The 8,991-nt window shown below is 45.7% G+C and carries 8 protein-coding genes; 4 read left to right on the top strand and 4 right to left on the bottom strand.

Going from position 1 to position 8,991, the window contains the following annotated elements:
- Nucleotides 1–66: 66 nt before the first annotated feature.
- The 4 genes from rfaD to msbA all read right to left on the bottom strand — a co-directional run bounded on the left by rfaD (nt 67) and on the right by msbA (nt 4,851).
- Nucleotides 67–1,032 carry an ADP-glyceromanno-heptose 6-epimerase gene (gene rfaD / locus IT781_RS08190; RefSeq protein WP_194969658.1) on the bottom strand — a complete coding sequence of 322 codons (966 nt, stop codon included), beginning with the start codon at nt 1,030–1,032 and terminating at the stop codon, nt 67–69.
- Entirely contained in the window at nt 1,029–2,453 is a 1,425-nt protein-coding gene (gene hldE / locus IT781_RS08185) for a bifunctional D-glycero-beta-D-manno-heptose-7-phosphate kinase/D-glycero-beta-D-manno-heptose 1-phosphate adenylyltransferase HldE (protein ID WP_194969657.1), read from the bottom strand. The genes rfaD and hldE overlap by 4 nt, the downstream gene beginning before the upstream one ends.
- On the bottom strand, nt 2,434–3,009 hold the full coding sequence (locus tag IT781_RS08180; protein WP_228779004.1) for an SIS domain-containing protein: 576 nt from the start codon (nt 3,007–3,009) through the stop codon (nt 2,434–2,436). Before IT781_RS08180 ends, hldE begins: the two co-directional genes overlap by 20 nt.
- 81 nt (nt 3,010–3,090) lie before the next feature.
- Nucleotides 3,091–4,851: a lipid A export permease/ATP-binding protein MsbA gene (msbA, locus tag IT781_RS08175; protein ID WP_194969656.1), complete on the bottom strand. Its 1,761-nt coding sequence runs from the start codon at nt 4,849–4,851 to the stop codon at nt 3,091–3,093.
- 216 nt (nt 4,852–5,067) lie between these two features.
- On the opposite strand from msbA, the gene rfaQ reads away from it, so the two are divergent.
- From rfaQ to IT781_RS08155, 4 genes are read left to right on the top strand one after another with little or no spacing between them, the layout of a single operon-like run.
- The gene (rfaQ, locus tag IT781_RS08170) at nt 5,068–6,195 is read left to right on the top strand and encodes a putative lipopolysaccharide heptosyltransferase III (protein ID WP_194969655.1); all 1,128 of its coding nucleotides are present in this window, start codon (nt 5,068–5,070) and stop codon (nt 6,193–6,195) included.
- Nucleotides 6,185–7,396, top strand: a complete 1,212-nt coding sequence (locus IT781_RS08165; protein WP_194969654.1) for an O-antigen ligase — start codon at nt 6,185–6,187, stop codon at nt 7,394–7,396. The genes rfaQ and IT781_RS08165 overlap by 11 nt, the downstream gene beginning before the upstream one ends.
- The gene (locus IT781_RS08160; protein WP_370526965.1) at nt 7,351–8,136 is read left to right on the top strand and encodes a glycosyltransferase family 2 protein; all 786 of its coding nucleotides are present in this window, start codon (nt 7,351–7,353) and stop codon (nt 8,134–8,136) included. Before IT781_RS08165 ends, IT781_RS08160 begins: the two co-directional genes overlap by 46 nt.
- Nucleotides 8,133–8,948: a glycosyltransferase family 2 protein gene (locus IT781_RS08155; RefSeq protein ID WP_194969653.1), complete on the top strand. Its 816-nt coding sequence runs from the start codon at nt 8,133–8,135 to the stop codon at nt 8,946–8,948. The genes IT781_RS08160 and IT781_RS08155 overlap by 4 nt, the downstream gene beginning before the upstream one ends.
- Nucleotides 8,949–8,991: the final 43 nt, after the last annotated feature.

Raw genomic sequence — 8,991 nt, 5'->3', positions numbered from 1 at the left:
GCGCCTGCCCCGAAGGAAGAGGCGTATTCTACCGGCTTTTTTTCATTCGTCAAGCAATAATTTTCTTCAGACAGGTATTTTATTGTCTGCAGAATTTAACCAGTTTAAATATCTGGCAACACCTTCTTTAACGCTAACAAATTCCTTGGTATAACCAACCCGTCTTAAGCCTGAAATATCCGCCTGGGTATAACTTTGATAAGCGCCTTTTAAATGTTCAGGAAAAGGAATATATTCAATACCACCTTCTTTATGCCAATCGATAACCGCTCGAGCAACGGTGTTGAAGGTTTCGGCCTGCCCGGTTCCGATATTATAAATACCATGCTGATCAGGATGATCCAAGAACCATAAGTTAACATCTACCACATCATCGACGTAGACAAAGTCTCGTTTTTGCTCGCCGTCAGCCAGGCCATCACAACCGGCAAATAGCTTGGCTCGCTTTTGCTCTATAATCTGACGATTAAAATGAAATGCCGTGCTGCTCATTGAGCCTTTATGCTGTTCTCTTGGGCCATAAACATTGAAGTACCGAAATCCGACAATCTGGCTCTTCGTACTTGGCAATAGCTGACGAACATATTGATCAAATTGAAATTTTGAATAGGCATACATATTGATGGGATGTTCGCATTTGCGATCGACGCGAAAGCCGTGCTTGCCATTACCATAAACCGAAGCAGATGATGCATATATAAACGCTGCATTTTTTGCGATACACCAATGCAACAAGCGTTTTGAATAATCGTAATTATTCATCATGACGAATTGCCCGTCCCACTCTGTTGTCGAAGAACAGGCCCCTTGATGAAAAACGGCGCGCACATCGTTTAGAAAAGCCGGCGATTCAATTTTTTCTATGAATTGAGCTTTATCCATGTAATCGGCGATATCCAGATCAGCAATATTATGCACTTTCCGGCCGTTAACCAGATGATCGACCAGCAATATATTGCGCTCACCGCGCTCGTTTAAGGCTCGAACAATATTACTGCCGATAAATCCCGCGCCTCCGGTAACAACAATCATTCTTCTCCCCTCGCTTTCTTGATCATGGACGTTGTCGACTGACCATCAACAAACTGTAAAATTTTCACTTCGCCCCCCGCTTGTATAACGCAATCACTGCCGGCGATTTGCTCGAGCCGATAATCGCCACCTTTGACGATGACATCAGGTAATAATCTGCAATATAAGCGCTCTGGCGTTTCCTCTTCGAACGACACTACCCAATCCACACAGGCCAATGCCGCAAGCACCAGCATACGTTGCTGAAGACCATTAATCGGACGTGAATTACCTTTAAGCTGTCTGACTGACGCATCAGAATTAACCGCGACAATCAACCTGTCACCCAAAGCCCTGGCCTGCTCCAGATAAGTGACATGCCCGGCATGCAGTAAATCGAAGCAGCCGTTAGTCATAATGATTCGCTCGCCATTGGCTTTTGCCTTGACGATAATTTGAGCTAATTCGTCTTCAGAAACGACACCGTATTGTGAATCCCGATCGCTATGCGTAGCCTGCATTAATTCGAGCAGAGAGACAGTCGACGTACCGAGCTTACCGACTACAATGCCGCCAGCCAAATTGGCCAAATACATCGCATCGCGCAGGGTTTTACCAATCGCTACGCCTAAAGCCATTACCGCAATAACCGTATCGCCTGCGCCAGTTACATCAAACACATCCTTGGCTTGAGCCGGAAGGGAATGCACATGCGCATCTTGTATCAACGTCATGCCGGCTTCACCGCGTGTCAGCAATAGCGTCTCGATTTGATATTGCTGCAACAGCAATCGACCTCTTTCAATCAGGCTGTTTTCGTCTCCGCAAGCCCCCACTACGGCCTGCAATTCAGAAAGATTTGGCGTTATGATATCGGCCTGAGCATAACGTCCATAATCAACCCCTTTGGGATCGACCAGAACCTTAACTCCAGCCTGTCTGGCATGAGCTATGTATTCCGAAACATGGGCCAATGTACCTTTGCCGTAATCGGAGAAAACGACCGCATCACTTTTAGGCAGATACTGCGCAAGCCGTGCTAGCAAGGCTTCTTTATTAACCGGCAACGGCGTTTCTTCGAAATCAAGCCGGAGCAGTTGCTGATGCTGGGCCATAATCCGCAATTTACAGATGCTACGCATATTAGGCTCAACAACGAAGTCGCATGCAACGCCTTCTGCCTCCAACAATTTCTGAAGAATCTGGCCCTCGGCATCATCACCAATGACGCCCAATAATGTCACTCGACCACCCAGTTTGGCGATATTCAACGCTACGTTACCGGCTCCACCAATACGATCTTCAATATCTTTGACCCGAACCACCGGCACAGGCGCTTCCGGCGAAATCCGGCCGGCCAGCCCTGACCAGTAGCGATCCAGCATGACATCGCCTACGACAACAATATGAGCCTGTTTGAACTCAGACGCCGCTACCAACATCGGCTGCCTCCTCAATCACACTGCACCACCAGTGGCCTATCAATATATGCGCTTCTTGAATTCTTGCCGTTACCGCGGAAGGCACAATGATTGAGAGCGTAGCCTGATGATGCAACTCTCCGCCTTCACCGCCCGTTAAACCGACCACTGCCATGCCTTTCGACTTAGCAACCTCAACTGCTTTTAGAATATTCTTGCTTCGCCCCGATGTGGAGATAGCTACCAAACAATCTTTTTCATTGGCAAGAGCTTCCACCTGACGCGAGAAAACCGTTTCAAACTCAAAGTCATTGGTATGAGCCGTTAAAATAGAACTGTCTGTCGTCAAGGCGATCGCTGCCAGCGCCCGCCGTTTTTTCTCATACCTGACAACCAGTTCTGCTGCAATATGCTGACAATCTGCAGCACTGCCGCCATTGCCGCATAATAATATTTTTCCGCCCTGCTTCAGGATCGTGATCAATAGCTCTCCGGCCGCTTCTATTTTCTCGGAGCAGTCGGCCAAGCGCGTCATCATTTCTCTGTGCTCTTCAAGCTCAGAAATAAATGCTTTCAAAATAGTATCCCCATAGTTTCAAAAGGCTTTTTTAGCCATGCTAAAACAAAGTGTTTTTATTAAAAACGAATAGATAGGCAATTAATTGACAACCGCTTGTTTCAGGTCATTCCTGTGCTGCATCTGATGCAAGCGAGCATAAGCCCCATTTTTTTTAATGAGTTCCTGATGCGTACCTCTTTCCACAATTTGACCATGATCGATAACCAGAATCATATCCGCATTTTCTATGGTTGATAGTCTATGAGCTATCACCAGTGTTGTCCGATTGCGCATAACTATTTGCAAGGCCGCCTGTATAAAGCGTTCCGACTCGGTATCCAGCGCCGACGTTGCCTCATCTAGTATCAAGACTGGCGCATCTTTCAGCAGCGCTCTTGCCAATGCTAATCGTTGCCTTTGTCCACCCGACAATTTGACGCCGTTTTCTCCTATTTCGGTATCAAGCCCCAGCTCCAGCTTGCTGATGAATTCCATTGCATAAGCATCGGTTGCAGCGGCAATAATGTCTTTTCTGTCAGCGTTTGCCAGCGCGCCGTAAGCTATATTATTGGCTATCGTATCATTGAATAAGGTGACTTGTTGATTAACCAATGCCAGGTGTTTTCTTAAATTCGCTAGTTCATAGGTATTGATTTCAACGCCATCGAGCAATATTTCGCCTGTCTTAAGCGTATAAAAACGGGAAACCAGATTAGCCAGCGTGCTTTTGCCGCCGCCGGAAGCGCCGACTAGCGCTATAGTCTGCCCCGGATCCGCTTTGAAACTGATGTTTCTTAGAGCAAGCTCAGTAGCTCCGGGATATTTAAAAGATACGTTCTTGAACTCCAGCTTGCCTTTGCATTTATCTATTTGATAAGTGCCATCATTCTGCTCTGTTGGCTCATCCAGAACATCGAACAGGGATTCAGCCGCCGCAATACCTTTTTGAATATCGCCATTAACCTCCGTTAACTGTCTGACAGGTCTGGGCAACAGAAATGCCGCGGTCAGATAGCCTACAAACTCACCCGTGCTGGACTGCTCCATAAAAAACAGCGCCATATACATCAAACCAGACAATGCTACAGCAATGATGAGCTGTATGATCGGATTATGCACGGCCTGTGTCGTGGCGAGCTTTAGCGATTGCCGCCGATTATCCAGGCTGCTCTCCATAAACCGCCGACGCTCATAATCCTCGCCGCCATAGCTGCGCACGATTCGATGGCCGCCTACCAGCTCGGACGTGATATGCGTTATATCGCCTACTGATTGCTGGATTTTCTTGCTGATGTTTCGCAACCGCTTACTGACATAGCTCACCAGCACCGCAATAATCGGCGTTATGGCAACAAAGACCATCGATAACATCCAGTTTGAATAGAATAGGTAGCCTAGTAAACCTATAGCGGTCAAACCTTCCCTGACAAAAGTGCGCACTGCATCGGTAGTCGCCTTAGTAACTTCGCCTACATTATTAGAGATTCTCGCAATCATATAACCGCTATTGTTCGCGTCAAAATATGTAGTCGGCAAACGAGTGTAATGATCAAAAATTTCGCATCTTAGTGCATGCACGACGTTACAGGATACTTTGGCCAGAAAATAATTGCCCAGATAAGCTCCCAATCCTCGCACCACAATCAAGCCGCTAAACAGCAACGGCAAATAATACATGCCCTCACGCACTTCGGTTTGCAGCGTGTCAATAATATGCTTGATCAATGACGCGAATAATGGCTGAGTAGCCGAGTAAATCAGAAAACCCAGAATACTGATTGCAAAAAAACCACGATGCGGTTTTACATAAGTCAATAATCGCTTGTATATTTGTATACTCGCTTCAGATTCTTTTTTCATACTTTTATATAATTCATGCCACTCACATGCTTTGGCAGTAGTAACTCATGTTTAAATGAGTAAAATATTACCATTCTTTAACGAAAAAGACTGTAATAGCCTTCCATCTGATGCTTTTATCAGACTGTTTCGCCTCTGGAACACAAGCTATACATTCCATAGCAAGACTGTAAAATATCGCGGTATTGTTATGAGATTAAAAATTGCATACACTGAATGAAGAAACATCCATCGCTAGCTCCTCCTTCCAGAATATTGGTCATTGCCTTACGCCATCTTGGCGATGTCTTGCTGATAACGCCCTTAGTACGCTCACTTCATAAAGCCTATCCGCAGGCACAAATAGATGTTTTGGTATTTGACAACACCGCCGCTATCTTAGAAGGAAACCCAGATATCAACCGGATAATAACCACGCCTTTACGTCCAACACACGCTGATTACCGACATCTTGTTTCGCAATTATTTAGGAGATACGGCCTGGCAGTCATTACACAGACAGGGGATCGCCCTTTCATTTATGGATTATTAGCTGCATCTACGCGTGTTGCTGTGGTGCCGAAAAAAGATCAAAAAGGAGCATGGAAACGCTATTTGGTTCAATATTGGACTGAATTTGATGATGAAAATACGCACACCGTGCTACAACTCTTAAAACTGACGGATCTCTTAGGCATCGCCAGAAACTATACGCTGGTTTCTCCGCAACCGACTGACTATCAAACGCTTCCCGCTTTCTCTGGCAGTTCGGCCTATGCCGTTCTTCATGCCTATCCGATGTGGCATTATAAACGATGGACGATCAATGGCTGGATTGAAACTGCGCAATTTCTTCAGGATTCAGGTTTAAAGGTAGTGCTGTCAGGCGGCCCCGCGCCGGAAGAAATTGATTACATAAACGAAATTCATCGGCAATTACCGCCTGAGGTCTTAAACTTAGCCGGTAAAACCTCTATATCGCAGCTTGCTGATATTATCAGTAGGGCAAAATTATACATCGGTCCCGACACGGGCATAACCCATCTGGCCGCGGCCATGGGCGTTCCGGTCATTGCATTATACGGCCCAACCAATCCTGTCAAATGGGCACCTTGGCCCACCAATTATGATAGTGACGAAAATCCATTCCGGAAACAAGGCGATCAGCAAGTCAACAATATTTATTTAATTCAAGGCACTGCCGATTGCGTGCCCTGCCATCAGGAAGGCTGTGACCGAAATCGACAAAGCCGCAGCGCATGCCTGGAAAATATCAGGCCGGAAGCCATCAAGAAAACCATCCGGCTAATATTGAATCAAGAGCAAGAGCAAAGCCAACAGCAGAAAACAACCCATGCCCTTTAAAAAACAGTATATCCAATCTCAGCCATTAATGATCGGCATTGGCAGCTATATCGTCGTTCTGCTGATTTTAACCCTGCCTTTTTCTACCGCCTTAACTGTTGTATTTTCCGCGGCATTGTTGCTGTTGTGGATCAGCTCGGCTCAATTTGTATCCTTGCCAATCTTTGTAACGCAAAATCCGCTGGCTCTGTTTGCATTATTACTGTTTTTTTATTTAGCTTTTGGCGTCACTTACAGCACAAACTCGCTTGAAAGTGCCTTTTCCACGCTCAGCAAATATCGTGAGCTTTTGTTGCTGATCATCCTGCCGCCATTTTTTCAGTCCGAATCCACCAGACAATGGGCATGGAATGCTTTTATTATTGCGTCTGTTATGACGCTATTAGGCTCTTATGCCATTTATTTCGGCTTCATCGATTATATGCAGCCGACAATGGACCCCTGCATTAAAAACCGCATTACTCACAGCCTTTTAGTGGCTTTCTTTGCCTTTTTCTGCGCACACAAATCCTTGCAAGCAGGCAAATACAGGTTGCTCTATATTGCTTTGATTATTTTATGTATTCACAATTTATTCTTCCTCGTCTCCGGCCGCACCGGACAATTGATCTTTCTGCTATTAATGATGCTTTTTTATATTCAGCGGTTCCCTGCAAAAAAGGCAGTATTGCTAATTACTGCTACCGTCACGCTACTTTTAGTCTTCATAACCTGTTCCGATAGAGCCAATCGCATCAACGAGGGCTTTTCACAAACCCAAAATTATCTGCATTCTGAAAACGGTGGAACCAACTCATCCGAGGGACAAAGACTAACTTTCTGGAAACATTCGCTGACGCTCATTGCTGAAAACCCTTGGCTAGGCCATGGCACAGGCAGTTATCCTGTTGAGTACGGTAGAGTGGCGGCAAAAACCGATATTGCGTCCAACAATCCCCATAATGAATATTTAATGATTACCGTACAGACCGGCATAGCCGGTCTGTTGCTGTTTTTAGCCTTTTTGTTCAGTCAATATCAATGTTCGTTAAAACTGGCAAATAAATATAAATGGCTGGCGCAAGGCATATTGGTGGCGCTTGCCACCAATAGTCTTTTTAACTCCACAATTCTCGACTTTACCGAAGGGCACTGGTTTATCACTATGATAGCCCTATGCTTTGCAACGTTGCCGACCCATACAAAACCATGCTCAGCGTAGTTATTATCACCAAGAACGAATCCGCGCATATTGCCCGCTGCCTGGAATCTATCGCGTGGGCGGATGAAATCATTGTTCTGGATTCAGGCAGCGAAGACAATACGGTCGACATCTGCCGGCGCTACACTGACAAGGTGTTTATGACTGACTGGCCGGGTTTCGGCATTCAAAAACAGCGCGCCGTCAGCAAGGCAACCCAGCCGTGGATCTTGTCTATCGATGCCGACGAACAAGTGATACCCGAATTGAGAGAAGAAATTGAGCAGGCCATGAGCCAAGCCCATATCAGTGGCTTTGAAATACCGCGTCTTTCAAGCTATTGCGGCAAACAGATCAGGCATGGCGGATGGTGGCCCGATTATGTTTTGCGTTTATTTCAACGTGAACACGGGCATTTCACCGAAGATCTCGTTCATGAACGTATTATTGTCGACGGCACTATCCAGCGCTTAAAAACACCGCTGATTCATGAAGCGTTTATAAACCCTGAAGAAGTCCTGCACAAAATCAACAGTTATTCGTCACTGGGCGCTGAAAAACTGCACCAGGCTGGCAAAAAAACCACATTATTCCAGGCGATAGCTAAAGGATTCTGGACTTTTTTTCGCACTTACTGTTTAAAGGCCGCTTTTCTGGATGGACAGCAAGGACTCATGCTCGCCATATCCAATGCTGAAGGCACTTATTATAAATATCTGAAATTGCTGGATATGCAACGGAACAAGGAGTCAAAGACGTGAGTTTGATTTCTGTCATTGTCACGACCTATAACTGGCCGGAAGCATTGGATGCCAGTCTGCAAAGTCTGTTAAATCAGCAAGATCAGAATTTTGAAGTTCTTGTTGCTGATGATGGCTCAACGTTTGAAACTCGGGAATTGATAAAGAATCGGTACTCGGGTAGTTCAATACCGGTCAAACATGTTTATCATGAAGACCAAGGCTTCAGGGCCGGCACTATTCGAAACAGAGCAGTTGCCCGCAGCCAAGGTGACTATCTGATTTTTCTCGATGGCGACTGCGTAGTTTTTCCAGATTTTATAAAAGTCCATCGCCGCTTAGCCGCTAAAGGCTACTTTGTCCCCGGCAATCGCATGCTTTTAACCGAAAACTTCACTCAAACAGTCCTGAGCGAGAAAATTCCCCTTCATAGTCAATCAAAAGCTTATTTTATTTTCCGCTGGCTGACTGGCAAAATAAACAGAATCACTCCGCTCATATCCTTGCCCATGGGGCCGTTACGCCTGATACATCCGCTCCGCTGGCAAAAAGCCATGACCTGTAACTTGGCCATGTGGAAAAATGATTTTATGGCGGTTAACGGTTTTGACGAACTTTTCCAAGGCTGGGGTTATGAAGATTCTGATCTGGTGATTCGTCTGATACATAACGGCATTAAACGCAAGGAAGGCCGATTTGCTGTACCTGTCTTGCACCTGTGGCACCGGCAAAACGATCAAAGCCAGCATGATAAAAACTTTCAGCGGCTTATGGAGCGCCTGAATGAACGGGAGTTCATTCAGGCGGAAAAAGGACTGGATCAATACATTTGAACCAGCCCTTTTTTATTAGTTGCTGATTGTATCAAGTCGAAAA

Source organism: Methylobacter sp. BlB1 (genome assembly GCF_015476545.1).
Classification (GTDB): domain Bacteria; phylum Pseudomonadota; class Gammaproteobacteria; order Methylococcales; family Methylomonadaceae; genus Methylobacter.
Note: the sequence above shows the minus strand (reverse complement) of the source record. Positions and strands in the feature narration are given on the sequence as shown.